This is a genomic window from Actinomadura rugatobispora, assembly GCF_042656285.1.
Classification (GTDB): Bacteria; Actinomycetota; Actinomycetes; order Streptosporangiales; family Streptosporangiaceae; genus Spirillospora; species Spirillospora rugatobispora.
The window spans coordinates 1-15,559 of the sequence record NZ_JBHSON010000160.1 but is presented as its reverse complement, the minus strand read 5'-3'; the positions used below and the strand labels follow the sequence as shown (position 1 = coordinate 15,559).

The following is a 15,559-nucleotide window of genomic DNA, read 5'->3' as shown; positions in this document are numbered from 1 at the left end:
CAGGTCGCGTAGGGAACCGGCCTCCCGGGAACGGACCACGCACAGGATGCGTGTCGCCGCCTCGGGGTCGAGTACGCCGGGGACCAGTGCGTCCAAGACCGTTCGGGGCGCGCGGCTGAGCAACTTATGCACAGTCCTTAGGAACGGTACGGGTACGGGCCGTCCTGGCCGTGTGGAACGCGCGCGTACGGCGCCGACCTCAAGGGGGTGAACCGCCGGTTAATCCGATCGACATCTCGCTCGCGCGTGGCATGCTGGCCGCGTGGAGCCCGAGATAAGGATCCGGATCGCCGACGAACTGCTGATGTTCCTGCCGGCCGCGCGCCGCCGCCCCAGGCAGGGGGTGGCGCATGGCGGGACGTCCACGCTGGGGCACATCGTGGAGTCCCTGGGCGTGCCGCTGCCCGAGATCGGCGCGCTCATGGTGGACGGCGAACGGGTCGAGCCGGGCTACCAGCCGGCGGCGGGCGACGAGGTGGCGGTGCTGGCCGTGCCCAGGCCCCAGCCCGTCCCGCTCGACGCGGGCGAGGTCGCGCCACGGTTCCTGCTGGACGTGCACCTGGGCACCCTGGCCCGCCGCATGCGCCTGCTGGGGCTCGACACCGCGTACCACAACGACATGGACGACCCCGCGCTCGTCGTCCAGGCCAACGAGGAGGGCCGGGTCCTGCTGACCCAGGACCGCGGCCTGCTGCGGCGGCGCGCGCTGTGGTTCGGCGCGTACGTGCGCGGCTCGCGCCCTGACGACCAGCTGCGCGACCTGCTGGGACGGTTCGCGCCCGTGCTGCGGCCGTGGACGCGCTGCACCGCGTGCAACGGGGTCCTGGCCACGGTGGGCAAGGAGGAGGTCGAGCGGGAGCTGGCCGACGGCACGCGCCGCAGCTACGACGTGTACGGTCGCTGCACCGACTGCGGCCAGGTCTACTGGCGGGGCGCGCACGGCGGGCACCTGGAGAAGATCGTCCACGAGGCGGTGCGCGCCGTCGCGGCGGCCCGTACCGGCGCGGACGGCGCCGGCCCTGAGGGCTCCGGCGCCGGGGTGCCGGAAACGCCGGAGAGCGCGGCCTCCTGAGACGCGGCCCGCGGCGTTCCGGCATGATGCCGGGCAGGGCAGGGCCGGGTGGAGAGGGGCTGGTTGCGATCAACGTTGTGGTGGGCGCGGCGATCATTTCCGGCGGGCGGCTGCTGACCGCGCAGCGGGCGGAGCCGCCGGAGCTGGCCGGGGGCTGGGAGTTCCCCGGCGGCAAGGTCGATCCGGGGGAGTCGGACCAGGACGCGCTGGTCCGGGAGTGCCACGAGGAACTGGGCGTCAAGATCGCGCTGGGGGCGCGGATCGGCGGCGACTGGCCGCTGAGCCTGGGCGGGGTGCTCCGCGTGTGGATCGCCGGGATCGTCGAGGGCGAGGCGAAGGCCCTGGAGCACCTGGCGCTGCGCTGGCTCGGCCCGGACGAGCTCTACGACGTGGACTGGCTCGCCGGTGATCTTCCCGTGGTGGAGGCCGTCCGCCCCTACGTGCCCGGCGGCGCCCCGGGCGGCTGAGCGAGCCCGGGAACGCCGCCGGTTCGCGGGTCACTCGATGCGGTTGGCCCCGGCGAAGTCGGAGCGGTCGGACATCTTGGAGATCTTGACGACGTCGCCGGTCCGCGGCGCGTGCAGGTACTTGCCATCGCTCAGGTAGATGCCCATGTGGTGCAGGCTGCCGCCGAAGTACACCAGGTCGCCGGAGCGCAGCTCGCCCTTGCTCACCTTGCGGCCCTGCCCGTACAGGTCGCCGGTGTAGTGGGGGAGGCCGGGCTTGCCGACCTTGCCGTAGGCCCAGACGACCAGGCCGGAGCAGTCGAAGCTGTTCGGCCCCGCGGCGGCCCAGACGTAGGGGCTTCCGAGCTTGCCGAGGGCCTTGCGGGCCATCTTCGCGGGGAGCCCGGAGCCTTTCACGGTGGCGCTGAGCCCGGTCTTGGGGTCCTTGGCCGTGGTGGTGGTCAGCTTGTCGAGCTGCCTGGTCACCTCGTCCACCTTGGCCTTGGCGGCCTGGCGGGCGGTCTCGGCCTGGGCGGCGGCCTGCCGGACCTGGGCGGTCCTGGCGGCGGCCGCGTTCCGCGCGCGGTTGGCGGCGTCGATCTGGGCCTGGAGCCCGTTGACGGCGGCGGCCCGGCTCTGCACCAGGTAGGCGGAGGCGGAGAGGCCGGTGGCGTCGCCGGCGCCGAACAGCATGTCGGGGCTGCCGGTCATGTAGTTCGCCGCGGCCAGGCGGCCGAGTTCCGTGCGGGCGGGCGCGGCCTGGGCCTGGAGCGTGGCGGCGGCCTTGGCGGCGGCCTGTTCGGCCTGCTTGGCCTTGCCGAGCTCTACGCGGGTCTTGTTGTAGCGCTCGGTGAGCTTCTCGGCCTCGGTGTTGAGGGCGTCCAGCCGCTTGCGCAGTTCGTCCTCGCCGGGGCCCGGCGCGCGTACGGGGGAGTGGACGGCCGCCTGTGCGGCGGCGATGGGGGTGCTGAGCGCAACGATCGCCAGAGTGGGCACGGCGAAGCGGCGCTTCCAGGGGACCGGAGTCAAACCGGTGTCTCCTCTCCTTGGCCGCCTACCGGGTTAGCTGACGGGTTCGGGCCAGGAGTCGCCCTACGGCGCACCCGGAAGTGTGCGCCGATTCACCCCGGGGGCCTGGGTCCCCGGTTCCCTCGCGGGATTCGGCGGTACGGCCGTCGTCCCGGGGGGCGGGACTTCCAACGACCGGATCTGCAGGAGACTACAAAGAGAGGGCAAAGTTCGCCAAATAGAGCAAATGTGACAGATGGGGCGGCGGTCCGGGGCGGAGAGGCCGTACGGCCAAGTAGACTCAGTAGGTCGCACGTCTGCGGCGGATCCCACCACTCTCACCCAAGGCGAGACCGCATGCCCATCTCCACGCGCGATGACCTCAGGAACGTCGCGATCGTCGCCCATGTCGACCACGGCAAGACGACGCTGGTCGACGCCATGCTCTGGCAGTCAGGGGCCTTCCGCGAGAACCAGGACGTCGACGACCGGGTCATGGACTCCAACGACCTGGAACGTGAGAAGGGCATCACCATCCTGGCCAAGAACACCGCCGTCCGGCACGCCGGGATGACCATCAACATCATCGACACCCCCGGCCACGCCGACTTCGGCGGCGAGGTCGAGCGCGGGCTGTCCATGGTCGACGGCGTGGTCCTGCTCGTCGACGCCAGCGAGGGCCCGCTCCCGCAGACCCGGTTCGTGCTGCGCAAGGCCCTGGCCGCGCGGCTCCCGGTGATCCTGGTCGTCAACAAGACCGACCGCCCGGACGCCCGCATCGACGAGGTCGTCGACGAGACCTACGAGCTCTTCATGGACCTCGACGCCGAAGAGGACCAGATCGACTTCCCGATCGTGTACGCCTCCGGCCGGGCCGGCCGGGCCTCCCTCGCCAAGCCCGGCAACGGCGAGATGCCCGACAGCCCCGACCTCGAGCCGCTGTTCGACGTCATCAAGCAGACCATCCCGGCCCCCTCCTACGACCCCGACGCCCCCCTCCAGGCGCACGTCACCAACCTGGACGCCTCCAGCTACCTGGGCCGGATCGCGCTGTGCCGGGTGCACTCGGGCGTCATCAAGAAGGGCCAGCAGGTCGCCTGGTGCAAGCGCGACGGCAGCGTCGAGCGGGTCCGCATCAGCGAGCTGATGATGACCGAGGCGCTCACCCGCAAGCCCGCCGACGACGCCGGACCCGGCGACATCATCGCGCTGGCCGGCATCCCCGACATCATGATCGGCGAGACCCTCGCCGACCCCGACGACCCGCGCCCGCTGCCGCTCATCACGGTGGACGAGCCCGCCATCTCGATGACCATCGGAACCAACACCAGCCCGCTGGCGGGCCGGGGGAAGGGCACCAAGGTCACCGCCCGGCTCGTCAAGGACCGGCTCGACCGCGAACTGGTCGGCAACGTGTCCATCCGGGTCCTGCCGACCGAGCGTCCCGACGCCTGGGAGGTCCAGGGACGCGGCGAACTGGCGCTGGCCATCCTCGTGGAGAACATGCGCCGCGAAGGCTACGAGCTCACCGTCGGCAAGCCCCAGGTCGTCGCCAAGGACATCGACGGCAAGCGGCACGAGCCGGTCGAACGGCTCACCATCGACATCCCCGAGGACCACCTGGGCGCCGTCACCCAGCTCATGGCGGTCCGCAAGGGCCGCATGGAGCACATGACCAACCACGGCACCGGCTGGATCCGGATGGAGTTCCTGGTCCCGGCGCGCGGCCTGATCGGCTTCCGCACCGAGTTCCTCACCGAGACCCGCGGCACCGGCATGGCCCACCACGTCTTCGAGGACTACGAGCCGTGGTTCGGCGAGCTGCGCACCCGCCCGTCCGGATCACTGGTCGCCGACCGCACCGGCGCCGCCACCGCGTACGCGATCATCAACCTGCAGGAGCGCGGCACCTTCTTCGTCGGCCCCACCACCGAGGTCTACGAAGGCATGATCGTCGGGGAGAACGCCCGCTCCGACGACATGGACGTCAACATCTGCAAGGAGAAGCAGAAGACCAACATCCGCTCCTCCACCGCCGAGGCCACCGAGACGCTGACCCCGCCGCGCCTGCTCACCCTTGAGGAGGCGCTGGAGTTCGTCCGCGAGGACGAGTGCGTCGAGGTCACCCCGTCCGCCGTACGGCTGCGCAAGGTCGTCCTGGACGCCAAGGAGCGCGAACGCACCCGAGCCCGAGCCAAGCGCGCCGGCTAGGAGTGTGGTCTGGGGGGAGGTGTTCACCTGGGGGGCTGTGTTGGTCCGGGGGGCCACCCCCCAGACCCCCGGGTCGGGGCGATCGGCCCCTTCGCTCGCCTGGCGGCTCGCTACGGGGCCGCCCACCCCGGCAAGGGGCTCCGCCCCCTGCACCCCCTGACCACCACCGAACGTGGACTTCAATCCCCACAGGTCAACGCACCACCAATGAGCCGATGGGCTTGTGCGAGGTCTTGGGCCCCTCAATTGCCCCTGCGGTGGTGATCGGGGGTGCGGTGATGGCTGTCGGGGGGTGCAGGGGGGCGGAGCCCTCCCTGCCGGGGGAGTGGGGGCCGGCCCCCACCGGGGTGACCGGTCCCGTAGCGAGCCCCCAGGCGAGCGCAGGGAGCGCTCGCCCCGCACCGGGTGGTGTGGAGGGTCGCCCCTCCACAATGAAAAGACCTCTTCTAGTTGAGCTGGACGGTGCCCGTCACGTCGGCGGCCAGGCGGAGCTGGTCGCCGTCGCGGAGTGGGGCTTCCACACCGCGCGGCAGGCGCTCGCCGTTCACGAAGGTGCCGTTGGTGGAGCCCTCGTCCCGGACCCAGGCGGTGCCGGACGGGTCGAGCCACACCGTGGAGTGGCGCCGTGACACGTTGTCGTACTGCGTGAACGTGCCCGCCACCGGTGACTGGCCCGCGTCCCGGCCCAGCACCAGGTGCTGGCCCACCGAGACCTTGAGCTCGCCCGTGGGGAACTGCACGCGCAGTACGGGGGTGCCCTGCTGCGGCAGGGGCCGCAGGCACGACTCGCACTGGGCCGCGGCCGGGTTGCTCAGCACCGCCTCGCAGTAGGGGCACATGTACGCCGTGCTGTCGGGGCCGGGCCGGTGCTGCTGGCCCTGGACGTCCGGCGGCAGCAGCGTCGCCTCGCGCCCGTGCGGCGGCGGCTGCATCGGTCCGCCCTGCTGCTGCGGCGGGTACGGGTTGTCCGCGGGGCCGGGAGGCGGCGGAGCGTACTGGTGCTGCTGGCCCTGCTGCTGGTCGTGCGCGGGTGGCTGCGGCGGGCCCCACTGGTCCGGTGAAGGCGGCGGGGGAGCGCCCCACGGGTCGGACTGCTGCCCGGGCCCCTGCCCCTGCTGCTGCCCGCCCTGCTGCTGGTGCTGCTGCGGCGGCGGCGCGTACTGCTGGTGGGGCTGCGGGGGCTGGTGCTGTTCGGCGGGAGGCTGCGGTGGCCCCCAGCCGCCTTCGGCTCCCTGCCCCTGCTGCTGCTGGCCCTGGCTCGGCGGGGGAGCGCCCCACGGGTCCTGCTGGGACGGCGGGCCGGGCTGCTGTTGCTGTTGCTGTTGCTGCTGCGGCTCACCGTACTGGGGCTGCGGAGGCCCGTACTGCGGCTGGGGCGGCCCGTACTGGTCCGCGGGGGGACCGTGCTGGCCGCCGTGCTGCGGCTGTGGCGGGCCGGGCGGCGGTCCGGACGGCCCAGGGGGGCCGGGCGGCTGGTGCTGGCCCTGCCCGTGCTGCTGCTGCGCCTGCTGTGAATACGGAGAGTCACCGAACTTGGGCTCGCCGAAAGGCGAGTCGCCGTAGGACGGCGGCGGCTGGTGCTGGCCGTGCTGGCCTTGCTGGTGCTGCGGCGGCTGTGGCGGGCCCTGGCCGTACGGGTCGTAGGACGGCTGGCCGTGCGGCTGCTGCGGACCGGGAGGCTGCGGACGCGGTGGCTGCTGACCACCGCCTCCGGCGCGCGCAAGATTGGCCCCGCAGCTCAGGCAGAGCAGATCGCCCTGCTGGAAGGGCTCGTCACAGACAGGGCATTTCAAGGTCGCCATGACACATCCCCCGCTCGTACCCCAGCGCGCTCCAGCGTCGTTGTGAGGTGCTCCATGTCACCTCTACGCGGGATCCCGATGTAGTACACCCGCCTTCCCTCCGGCCCTTCGTCCACGGACACCTGCACTCGGGGCCCTGCGTCTTCGTTTTCCTTAGCGGCATCGGCGCCGGTCAAGGCCCCGTATCTCGACTGCCCCAGCGGGGACAGCGGTACGACGCGCTGGTTGGCCGACCCCCTCCAGAGTAGAGAGCCACTCTGGGAGTGTCGCCCCCCAGGGTTCAGCCGATCGATGTACGGCCCCGTGATGACGGCGTCACATGACCCCAGGATCTCGCGTGCTTCTGGAGAACGCGAGAGCCGAGAGTAGACATATCCGCTGTAGACGAGAATGTCCAATGGAATCGTCTCATGGTGAGACTCGTCCCGCCACCTGCGGATACCGTGCACCAACGCGGCCAGCGCCCCCGGCTGCTGGAACGGCTCTCCGCCCGAGATCGTCACTCCTTCCACCGGTCCCGGCAGCGATGCCAGCCATCCCAGCACCGCCTCCACCGGCACTTCCTTACCCGGATCGGCGTCCCACGTGTCGCGGGACAGGCACCCGGGGCAGTGCAGCGTGCATCCCTGCGTCCAGATGCCCGCCCGCACGCCCGGGCCGAGTGTGGTCACCGGGTAGTGCGCCTTGGCGAGAAGCAGCCCCCGCCCCTCAGCGGGTGCTCCACCTCTCTCTACCTGGGATGCGGAGTTCGCCGCCGGAGTTCCGAAGTTTTGCCCGGGGGTGACGGAGGCCTCAGCGGCGGGGCGGGTGGGCTCCGTCACAGGAGGTCCAGGTGGACGATGCTGCCCTCGCGGCGGATCCCGGAGACGGTGATCCGCTCCTCCGGGACGAGGTCGCGGTCGAACAGCGCGCGCGCCAGGGGGTTGACGAAGTAGGACTCCAGCGCCATCCCGATGCCTCGGCCCCCCTTGTCCAGCTCGGTGGTGCACCACCCCCGCAGGGTCTCCAGGGGGTCGCCCTTCACCGCCAGCACCAGCCGGTGCTCGTCGGTCACCCGCCGGCAGATGTTCGCGAACTGGAGATCGAAGATCTTGTTGGCGGCCTCCAGGCCGATGAAGTCGAACACCACGATGTTGTCGCCGAACCGGTTGAGCAGCTCGGGCCGGTTCAGCACCTCGGTGAAGTGGTCGGCCACCGCGCCCTTGATCCGCGCCTCGATCTCGTCGTACGACATCCCCGGCGCGATGTTCTGGATCCGCGGCGCCGGCGGCGACGCCACGTCCGAACGCGCCGTGATGTCGCGGCCCTGGACGTACATCCCCAGGTTCGAGGTGAAGATCAGGATCGACTCGGAGAAGTGCACGGTGTTGCCGCGGCCGTCGGTCAGCCGGCCGTCCTCCAGGATCTGCAGGAACTTGTCCAGGATCCGCGGATGGGCCTTCTCGATCTCGTCGAACAGGATCACCCGGAACGGGTCCTCCCGGACCGCGTTGGTCAGCTCGCCGCCCGCCTCGTGCCCGACGTACCCGGGCGGGGACCCGATCAGCCGGTCGCCCGACCCCTCCCCGGAGAACTCGCTCATGTCGAAGCGCAGGTAGGCCGACTCGTCCCCGAACACCAGCTCGGTGATCGCCTTGGCCAGCTCGGTCTTGCCGGTGCCGGTCGGGCCGGCGAAGAACAGCACCCCGCGCGGCCGGCTGCCCGACCGGGTGGCCTGCGCGCCCGACAGCCCCAGCACCGCGCGCTTGAGGATGTCGAGGGTCTTGGTGACCGCCTGCGGCTGCCCGATCACCCGTTCGGGGACCTTGCGCTCGCCCTCCAGCACCCGGCGGCGCAGATGGCCGCGGCTCCACGGGTTGTCGAGCACGCCCAGCTTGTAGGTGCGGACCGCGTCCGGCAGGTCGGCCAGGTCGACGTTGCGCTCCTTGGCCAGCCGGGTCACCTCGATCATCGACTGCAGGGTGAGCCCGTCGGCCTGCTCGGCGAACGCGTCGCACGCCGCCGCCGCGACCGCGTCGCCGCCCACGTCGCTCACCCCGAACGCGCGGGCCAGCAGCCGCGCCGTCTCCTGCCGGTCGCCCAGATGCGGCCGCGGGATCGTGATCTCCCGGATGTTCTCGTTGTCGGCCGTCAGCCACGGCGGCAGGTCGCCCGGCCGCTCCACCAGCCACACGATCGGGTTGTAGAGCGGCTTGGGCCGGGGGCCCACGACCCGTACCGGGCGGGCGTTGCGCGACAGCTTGGCGCAGAACCGGAAGAAGTCGCGCTCGGCGGGCTCCAGGTCGGTGGGGGTACGGGCGATCCGCGACGCCGAGTCGATCACGAACGCGGCGCGCACGTTCTCCGACGGCCGCGCCACCGCCGCCAGATGCCGGGTCAGCGCCTCCAGGGACGGCTTCTCGTCCGCCTTGCGCTTGCCCAGCAGCTGCTCGGCCGCCTTCGCCGCCTCCTCCGACAGCTCGTCCCCGGTGTCGGGCAGCACCTGCAAGCCGTCCACCGGGTCGTACACGACCATGCAGGAGCAGCCACTGGAACGCAGCGACTCCCAGAGCAGGTCGCGCAGCGTCAGCAGGCGGCCCGGGCCCACCCCCTCCAGGGGAGGCGCCAGGAAGCTGTCGTAGAGGTTCCCCGACAGGACGTACTGGGAGTGCACGGAAAGGGTCGCGTCCAGCTCCCTGATGAACGGAGGCCAGCCCGGCAGCCGCCCCCCGAGGGTCGGCGAGTCGACGCTCATGCGCCCACCCCCTTCGCGGCGGCGGCGACCGGCCGCGCACGGACCGGCCCCGGCCCGGCGGTGGCCTGGCTGGCAGTCACTTCTCACGCTCCCGACGGCGTTCGCGTTGTCCGGCTCGCTTCCTAGTCTCCCCTGCCGTGCTCCCGCGGGTACCGTCGGTGACCGGCAACTCCTTCACACCCGGCGCCAGCCTCCAGGTGACCTCGGAACGGATCCCGGCGCCCTCCAGCCGCTCCCGGGCGGCCTCGAACGCCTCGCACCACTCCTGCTCCCGCTCCACGTCCAGCCGCCGGTCGTCCTCGTTGCGGGCCGGGCGGGTCCGCACCATCGCCGCCCGGACGTGCGCGGCGTCGTCCACCCGCATCCGCACGCTGTGATCGGGCCACGACCCGCGCGACAGGACGACCTCGCCGCCATCGGCCGTCAGCGTCTCGAAGCCCTCCTGGACCTCGTACCCCATCTCCTCGAACGCGGAGGTGATGGAGCCCAGCACGTACCGCCGCTCGGCCTCGGCCTGCTCGGCGGCGTCCCGCTCGGCCGCCGCGCGCCGCGCCTCGTCCCGCAACCCCTCGGTACGGCGGTTGGCCGCCTGGACCCGCAGCCGGACCTCGGTCAGCGCGCCCTCGGCCTCCTCCGGCGACACCGCCCCGGCGAGCAGCCGCGCCGCCTCGGCGACCGACCGGCGCTCCTGCTCCGGGACGTCGGGGAGGAGGCGCGCCAGGACCCGCTCCAGCGTCCGCTGGACGGCCTCCAGATCGTCCTGCTCCGCGTGGCGCGCCTCGCCGGCCGGGGACGTCCCCAGATCGGCCCGCAGACCCTCACCGGGGCCCTCCGGAGTGGCGAAGATCTCCGCCGCGACCCGGGCCGCGAGCCGCTCCGACAGCGCCCGCTCCGCCCCGTCCAGCGCCCGGTCCGTCTCGGCGCACCACGCCGTCAGCGCCTCGGCGGGCCGCTCGTCGAGCTCCAGCGGGGCGGGCAGCGGCACCTCCGCGCCCAGCTTCTCCCGCGTCTCCGCCAGCGCGGCGATCCGCGCGTTGCGCTCCTGGACCTGGCGCAGCGCCTGGTCGTACGACTCGGCCTCGGCCAGCGCGGCCGCCCGCGCCTCGGCCCGCCCGGCCGCCAGCGCCGCCAGCGCCTCCGCGCCGCGTCCCGCGAGCCCGGCCGTACGGCCGAGCGCCCGGTTCATCCCCAGGCTGAGGACGACCGCCGCGTCCAGCGCGATATCGGCCTCGACTCCGCTGCTCATCGTGTCCCTTCTTCGTGCGGGCCCGCCGCCCCCGCCAGGGCCTTGCGCTCCGCTTCGGCATGGTCCCGCCGCCACCGGTGCAGCCGCACGCCCGCGGCGACCGCGTGCGCGGCCGGGCCTGCGACCAGCACCAGCAGCCACAGCAGGCTCGCCACCGAGGTCACCGCGGCCATCAGCAGCAGCAGGATCAGCAACGGCACGGTCACCCCGAGCAGTAGCAGGCCGCAACCACGCCGGCCGGTCCGCTGGGCCGCCCCGGACATTGTCTGCGACGCCTTGGCCAGCCCGCGGCCACTCGCCCCAAGGAAACGCGACAGCCACGACCACGGGCCGTGCGGCAGGTAGTCCTCTCCCTGCGCGCGCGCCAGCACCACCTCGCTGCCGCACTGGACGGCCCACGCGAGGAAGGAGAACACCAGCAGCACCCCTAGAGGCACCCCAGACGACCGCTGGAAGCCCCCAACGGAACTCGTGCCGCTCCCATCCCCGCCGCTGAAAAGCGCACCGACCACCAAGCTCCCCAGGAGCCACAGGGCCAGCAGAGGCAGCGACCAGACGACCGCCCTCCGCACCGCCCCGCCCTGGCCCGCCAGGCGCCGCCGTTCCCGCTCGGCCCACTGCCGGCGCGCGTCGTCCGAGCGCTGCTCGGCCGCACGGCGATCCCGCGAACGGGCCTCGACCTCCAGGACGGCCTCAGGCGCCGCCCTCGCCACCGCCAGCAGGCGCAGCGGGTCGTCCCCGGCGCCGTCCGCGATCCACTCGAACCACGGGACCCGTTCGGTGACCGACGCCCGCGCCCGGGCCGCCGCCGCGGCGATCCGCTCCCTGGTCTCGGCTGGACGCGCCGCCAGGGCCAGCAGCGTGAGCAGCACGACCGGTGGATCGTCCACACCGGGGGACCCGGCCGAGGACGCTCCACCCGCGTCGGGAATCAAGGTCGCCAGCCTGGGCGGGGTGGCCTCCTGCTCGCGCAGCCAGCGCGCCAACTCGTTCCACGCGCCGACATGCGCCCGCCAACGCTCGTCGACCCGCTCCAGATCCCCGCCGCCGTCGAAACCCGCCAGCGCGGGCAGCAGGCGCCGCTCCCACAACTCCCGGCCCAGACGGCACGCCACCTCGTGATCGGGATGCCCACGATCACCGGCCAGGATCGGCATCGCGGCCAGATCATCGGCCGTGACCCGCCGACCGAGATAATGCGGCGGCAGCTCCGGATCGAGCCACCGCACCAGATGCAGCAACTTCACATCGGGAGGGAAGTCCCGCGACAGGTAGCCGTCGACCAGCCCGATACGGCTGTCGTCCGGAATCGCCGCGAGCCATTCCCGCAACGCCCGGAACGCCTCCCCCGACTCACCCCGCCCGAAGAAGAACGACGCCGCGGCGTCCCACCGTGCCACCAGCGCGCGCGCCAGCTCACCCCGGTCGTCGAAACGCCGCCCATCGAAAGGCACCCCCGGCCCGCGCGGCGGCGCCTGCTCCTTGACGACCGCCGGGGCACCGCCGTCCAGCCACTCCGCCACCTGCGCACCGGCCCACCGCCTGCGCGGATCCCGCGTGAGCAGCCCCTGGCACACCAGCCGGACCCGGGCATCGGCCACCTCGTCCACCGGCATCCCGCGCGTCGCCAGATGGTCCACCACCGCCGTCTCGCTCAACCCCGCGAACGGCGCCCGGCCCGTCGCCAGCTCGCGCACGATCATCCCCAGCGACCACCAGTCGCGCGCCGGGGACACCTGCCCCGACAGCGACTCCGGCGCCGCGTAGGCCAGCGTCCGCGACGACGACGCGAACATCACGCTCTGGTCGATCACCTTGCTGAGCCCGAAGTCCGCGATCGCCAGCCGCAGCGGATCGGCGGCCAGCACGAGCACGTTCTCCGGCTTCAGGTCGCGATGCACGATCCCGGCCCGGTGCAGCGCCTCCAGACCGTCCGCGAGCTGCGCCACCACGGCCGCGGCGTCCAGGCCGGGGCTCCCCATCAGGGCCCGCAGGTTCCCGCCCGCCGCGTACTCGGAGACCTCGTAGTCGCGGCCCTCGGCCTCACCGGTCTCCAGGATCCGCAGCACGTGCCGCGACTCCAGCGCCGGAAGCTTCGCCCACACGTCCCGGTCCGCGTGATAGCCGCGCCGGAACAGCTTCACGACGTACTCGCCGCCGCCCGCGTCCCGCACCAGCAGCAGATCGGACTCCGCCCCCTGGACGGGCAACTCCGCCACCACCGCGAACCGCTCCGCCAGCACCCCGGGCAGCCTCAGCAACGGGGAGGCGGCCGCAGCCGCCCCGCCGTCCCGCCGGGTCTCCCCGGGCCGCGGCCCCGGAACATGCGGGTCGCGACGGGTCACACCAGGGTCCCGCCGGGTCGTACGCGGCAGAGCGTCCTCTCCCGGCTCCTCGTCGAAGTCGCCCACCTGTACAGCCCCGTCTATGTCGCCCGCTTCGACGCGAGCCTAACGCGCCCCTCTAGATCTTGTCCTTGATGACCCGGAGGTGCTCCACTCCCTTGAACCGCACCACCACCGCCTCCATGAGGATGCGCACCATGAGCAGCTCGAACAGCCAGACGATGGGCGTGGCGACCGCCATGATGATCCCCCACGCCCACCAGTCGTCCCAGGTCGCGATCCACAGCCCGAGCCCCAGGAAGATCAGGCACTGGAGGGTGATCAGCAGCAGCGCCATGATGTAGCACAGCCTGATGAGCTTCGGCGTGACCAGGTGGTTGAAGTTCGCGTCCAACAGCGCCCCGAACAAGCCCTTCTCGGTGCGCTGCGGCGGCGTCCACTCCTGGTGCTCCCGCTGTCCCGGCGGAGGAGGCGTTCCCATCGGCCCCTGACCCATCGGCGCCTGCCCCGGTTGTGCGGGCCGCGGGTCCGGGACGCGCCCGGGATGCTGCGGAGGCGGCGGCCCGTACGGGCCGGGCGCCTGCGCGTGCGGCGGCTGGCCGCCGGGCTCGGAAGGATACGTCATCGCCGTCGTTCTCCTCGGGCTCGTCGAGAGGCACACCTGCGGGCGCAAGCCCGACCTTAGAACGATTCCCGCCGAAGCGTGGTGACGCGCGAGTGAGTGTCCCGATCCCCGCGCACGACGCACTGGCCGGGGCCGCCCGCTACTTGCAGAGGTTCTGGTCGGGCTTGACGCCGCCGTTGATGTTCTTGATGGCCGGAGGCGTCAGATGGACGCCGGGCTTGCCGATGACCAGCCGCACACCGTCGCCCTGCGCGCCGGCGTCCGCGGACAGCATCGCGTTGGGCACGGCCTGCGCCAGCGCGGACGCCTGCGCTTCGGCCGACGGCCCGTACACGATCCGGCTCTCGGGGCTGTCGGACGCCTTCTCGACCTTCTTCTCCACCTTGAAACCGCGCCGCCCGAGCTGGTTCACGATGCGCTTGACCAGCTTGTCGTCGCCGCCCGCGTCCACGACCGTGACCTTCACCTTGTCCGGGCCCGGAAGGGCCTGCTGCGGCTTGGCGGGCTTCACCGGTTCCGCGGGCAGGTCGTTGTCATGCCGGATGGCCTCGAACAGCGGCTTGGCCTGCTCGTCGTTCCACTGGACGCGGTTGGGGTCAGGCGCGTAACGCTCCACCGGGACCGTGACAAAACGCACCTGCCCGGCGCTCATGCCGCGCAGCCCGTCCGCCAGCCTGCGCATCGAGTCCAGGTCCAGGTCGTCGTCGGTGGTCATCGACTTGGTGGCGGCCTTGAGGAACTTGTAGGTCCTGGCCGGGTCGGTGAGGATCTCGCTGCTGGTGGCCTTGTTGACGACCGAGGCCATGAACTTCTGCTGCCGCTCGATCCGTTCCAGGTCCGAACCGTTGCCGAGCGAGTACCGGGCCCGCACGTACCCGAGGGCGTCCTCACCCTTGACGGTCTGCTTGCCCGCCTTGAGGAACAGCTCCGCACGGGGGTCGTTGACCGGCTTGTCGACGCAGATCTCGACACCGTCCAGGGCGTCCACCATGCGCTTGAACCCGGCGAAGTCGACCTGCACGAAGTGGTCGATATGGATGCCGGTGAGCGTCTCCAGCGTCTTCCACGTACACGTCGGACCCGCGTACGCGAAGGCGGAGTTCAGCATCCCGAACTGCGCCGGAACGGTCCCGCCCTTCTCCTTCTTGCACGCCGGGATCTTCACCATCGAGTCGCGGGGGAAGCTGACCCCCACCGCCTGGTCCCGGTTGGGCGACAGGTGCAGCACGATCGCGGTGTCGGAACGCGCCCCCGTCATCCCGGCCGCCGCGCCGTACCGCGCGTTGGCGCCCTCACGGGTGTCGGAGCCGATCAGCAGGATGTTCAGCGACTTGTTGAGCTTCTTCGGACGGTCGGTGCCGAGCTGCGCCTTGGCGTCCTTCTGCTCGATGCCCCCCATGATGTCGAAGTACAGCCCCGCCACCCCCGCGCCCGCCAGCAGCACGAGCGCCGCGGTGCCGATGGCCGTACCCCGCAGGACCTTCTGTTTCCTGGTACGCGCCTTGCGCTTGCGTCCTCCGGTCTTCGTCGCGGATCCGTCATCGCCGGCGGGTGCGGGTGCCGCGTCGCCGCCGTCAGGGATGCCGGCGTCCCCCGCGAGGTCATCGCGTCTGGGCTCGTTCTCGCTCATCCGGTCCCGTCTCGGGCAGGCCCTGTCCAGGGCGGGGGGTGGTCTGAGGATTCGGTCAGTTTAGGCAGGATGCTCATGTGGTGGGAGATCACGACCTTCCAATGGTTGGATGCGCAACCCCCCCAAACCGTTGCCAAACTCACCAGATCCCCCTGTGATCCACACGACCCCACCCCTACGAACCCCGCTCGAACCCACCCCACCTCTCAAGCCCGCCCCCCACCCCGAACCCCTCCATACACACCCCCGGCGCTCTGTGTCCCGCGTATCTACTCACCGCGAACTCGCCTGGTGGTCGGACCGGGTAACGCCCTCAACGGGTCTGTCCAGTTAACGGTGTGACTCGATATTGCTGAGGTCAGCTGCCGGCGGTGGTGAGGCGGCCTTCGAAAGCGATGTCGAAGGCGTTGAGGGCGGCCTTCCACCGGGCGATCCAGCGT

The 15,559-nt window shown here is 72.0% G+C and carries 13 protein-coding genes and 1 riboswitch; of the genes, 5 read left to right on the top strand and 8 right to left on the bottom strand.

What is annotated here, in order from left to right:
• The first annotated feature begins 262 nt into the window (after positions 1 to 262).
• Positions 263 to 1,072, top strand: coding sequence for a Mut7-C RNAse domain-containing protein (locus ACFPZN_RS53740; RefSeq protein WP_378292729.1), 810 nt, complete (start codon positions 263 to 265; stop codon positions 1,070 to 1,072).
• Between the two features lie 23 nt (positions 1,073 to 1,095).
• Entirely contained in the window at positions 1,096 to 1,539 is a 444-nt protein-coding gene (locus ACFPZN_RS53735) for a (deoxy)nucleoside triphosphate pyrophosphohydrolase (RefSeq protein ID WP_378292727.1), read from the top strand.
• 30 nt (positions 1,540 to 1,569) lie between these two features.
• Here ACFPZN_RS53735 and ACFPZN_RS53730 read toward each other — a convergent pair whose 3' ends face one another.
• A complete protein-coding gene (locus tag ACFPZN_RS53730; RefSeq protein WP_378292725.1) occupies positions 1,570 to 2,547 on the bottom strand; it encodes a C40 family peptidase in 978 nt (325 codons plus the stop codon).
• 6 nt (positions 2,548 to 2,553) lie between these two features.
• A riboswitch (cyclic di-AMP (ydaO/yuaA leader) is annotated at positions 2,554 to 2,694 on the bottom strand.
• 189 nt (positions 2,695 to 2,883) lie between these two features.
• Between ACFPZN_RS53730 and typA the strand changes: the two genes are divergently transcribed.
• Positions 2,884 to 4,737 (top strand): translational GTPase TypA, encoded by a 1,854-nt coding sequence (gene typA, locus ACFPZN_RS53725; protein WP_378292723.1) that lies wholly within the window; start codon positions 2,884 to 2,886, stop codon positions 4,735 to 4,737.
• 446 nt (positions 4,738 to 5,183) lie between these two features.
• On the opposite strand, the gene ACFPZN_RS53720 is transcribed toward typA, so the two are convergent.
• Positions 5,184 to 5,669: an FHA domain-containing protein gene (locus ACFPZN_RS53720; RefSeq protein ID WP_378292721.1), complete on the bottom strand. Its 486-nt coding sequence runs from the start codon at positions 5,667 to 5,669 to the stop codon at positions 5,184 to 5,186.
• Between ACFPZN_RS53720 and ACFPZN_RS53715 the strand changes: the two genes are divergently transcribed.
• Together ACFPZN_RS53715 and ACFPZN_RS53710 are read left to right on the top strand one after the other, a co-directional pair.
• Entirely contained in the window at positions 5,652 to 5,798 is a 147-nt protein-coding gene (locus ACFPZN_RS53715) for a hypothetical protein (RefSeq protein ID WP_378292719.1), read from the top strand. The two genes, ACFPZN_RS53720 and ACFPZN_RS53715, sit on opposite strands and share 18 nt — an antisense overlap.
• A gap of 75 nt (positions 5,799 to 5,873) precedes the next feature.
• Positions 5,874 to 6,251 carry a hypothetical protein gene (locus ACFPZN_RS53710; RefSeq protein WP_378292717.1) on the top strand — a complete coding sequence of 126 codons (378 nt, stop codon included), beginning with the start codon at positions 5,874 to 5,876 and terminating at the stop codon, positions 6,249 to 6,251.
• Positions 6,252 to 6,526: 275 nt separating this feature from the next.
• Here ACFPZN_RS53710 and ACFPZN_RS53705 read toward each other — a convergent pair whose 3' ends face one another.
• The 6 genes from ACFPZN_RS53705 to ACFPZN_RS53680 all read right to left on the bottom strand — a co-directional run bounded on the left by ACFPZN_RS53705 (position 6,527) and on the right by ACFPZN_RS53680 (position 15,119).
• Positions 6,527 to 7,189, bottom strand: coding sequence for a 4Fe-4S single cluster domain-containing protein (locus ACFPZN_RS53705; RefSeq protein WP_378292731.1), 663 nt, complete (start codon positions 7,187 to 7,189; stop codon positions 6,527 to 6,529).
• 167 nt (positions 7,190 to 7,356) lie between these two features.
• A complete protein-coding gene (locus ACFPZN_RS53700) occupies positions 7,357 to 9,273 on the bottom strand; it encodes an AAA family ATPase (protein ID WP_378292715.1) in 1,917 nt (638 codons plus the stop codon).
• Positions 9,274 to 9,349: 76 nt separating this feature from the next.
• Positions 9,350 to 10,519: a response regulator receiver protein gene (locus tag ACFPZN_RS53695; protein WP_378292713.1), complete on the bottom strand. Its 1,170-nt coding sequence runs from the start codon at positions 10,517 to 10,519 to the stop codon at positions 9,350 to 9,352.
• Positions 10,516 to 12,864 (bottom strand): serine/threonine-protein kinase, encoded by a 2,349-nt coding sequence (locus tag ACFPZN_RS53690; protein ID WP_378292711.1) that lies wholly within the window; start codon positions 12,862 to 12,864, stop codon positions 10,516 to 10,518. The genes ACFPZN_RS53695 and ACFPZN_RS53690 overlap by 4 nt, the downstream gene beginning before the upstream one ends.
• Before the next feature lie 118 nt (positions 12,865 to 12,982).
• A complete protein-coding gene (locus ACFPZN_RS53685) occupies positions 12,983 to 13,489 on the bottom strand; it encodes a DUF4282 domain-containing protein (RefSeq protein ID WP_378292709.1) in 507 nt (168 codons plus the stop codon).
• A 139-nt stretch (positions 13,490 to 13,628) separates the two neighbouring features.
• Positions 13,629 to 15,119: an LCP family protein gene (locus tag ACFPZN_RS53680; protein ID WP_378292707.1), complete on the bottom strand. Its 1,491-nt coding sequence runs from the start codon at positions 15,117 to 15,119 to the stop codon at positions 13,629 to 13,631.
• Positions 15,120 to 15,559 lie beyond the last annotated feature (440 nt).

Coding starts and splice junctions, on each gene's coding strand:
- ACFPZN_RS53735 (WP_378292727.1), top strand. CDS start 1,096: ATGATGCCGGGCAGGGCAGGGCCGGGTGGAGAGGGGCTGGTTGCGATC.
- typA (WP_378292723.1), top strand. CDS start 2,884: ATGCCCATCTCCACGCGCGATGACCTCAGGAACGTCGCGATCGTCGCC.
- ACFPZN_RS53720 (WP_378292721.1), bottom strand. CDS start 5,669: ATGCAGCCGCCGCCGCACGGGCGCGAGGCGACGCTGCTGCCGCCGGAC.
- ACFPZN_RS53700 (WP_378292715.1), bottom strand. CDS start 9,273: ATGAGCGTCGACTCGCCGACCCTCGGGGGGCGGCTGCCGGGCTGGCCT.
- ACFPZN_RS53695 (WP_378292713.1), bottom strand. CDS start 10,519: ATGAGCAGCGGAGTCGAGGCCGATATCGCGCTGGACGCGGCGGTCGTC.
- ACFPZN_RS53685 (WP_378292709.1), bottom strand. CDS start 13,489: ATGACGTATCCTTCCGAGCCCGGCGGCCAGCCGCCGCACGCGCAGGCG.
- ACFPZN_RS53680 (WP_378292707.1), bottom strand. CDS start 15,119: ATGAGCGAGAACGAGCCCAGACGCGATGACCTCGCGGGGGACGCCGGC.